1 protein-coding gene is annotated in these 783 nt (G+C 49.8%); it reads right to left on the bottom strand.

Annotated elements, in window-relative coordinates; all coding sequences use genetic code 11:
* Window positions 1–783, bottom strand: a 783-nt coding sequence (locus R7Q11_RS25755; RefSeq protein WP_225466950.1) for an RNB domain-containing ribonuclease, incomplete at both ends; no start/stop codon positions are given.

The following is a 783-nucleotide window of genomic DNA, read 5'->3' as shown; positions in this document are numbered from 1 at the left end:
GCACGTTTTTTCTCTTTGGCTTTGCGTTTCGCTTCCGCAGCTCGTTTCTTAGCTGTCTTACCTTCGCCGCGTAGCTTACGACTTGTTTCGACCAATTCAAAGTCAATTTGCTTGTCATCTAGGTTAACAGCCAGCACTTTTACTTTGACCGCATCACCCAGACGATAGATGTTACCGAAGCTTTCACCGATAAGTCTTTGACCAATAGGATCAAACTGGTAGTAGTCGTTCGCAAGCGTTGAAATGTGCACCAAACCATCGATATGCAGATCGGTCAAGCGCACGAAGAAGCCAAAACTGGTGACGTTAGCAATCACGCCTTCCAGCTCATCGCCGACGTGATCTTGCATGTATTCACACTTCAACCAATCCGCAACTTCACGCGTTGCATCATCAGCGCGGCGCTCTGTCATTGAACATTGTTCGCCGTAGAAGTCCATGTCATCGAATGAGTAATGGTAACCACCCGTTGGCGTCCAACGGTCTTGGTTGCGGCCTTCTTCTTTAGCGATCAAGTACTTGATAGCACGGTGCAGCAACAAGTCAGGGTAACGACGAATTGGTGACGTAAAGTGCGCGTAACGCTTAAGCGCCAAACCGAAGTGGCCTGCGTTGTCCGCGTTGTACACCGCTTGCTTCATGGAGCGCAGCAGCATGGTTTGGATCAGCTCTTGGTCTTGACGACCTGCAATTTGACGCGCGAGATCGGCGTAGTCTGTCGGAGAAGGCTCTAAACCACCTTTCAACTCTAAACCTAGCTCACTTAGGAAATCGCGGAAGCCT

The organism is Vibrio sp. 970, assembly GCF_033339075.1.
The sequence above is the reverse complement of the archived record's forward strand: the minus strand, read 5'-3'. Positions and strand labels throughout refer to the sequence as shown.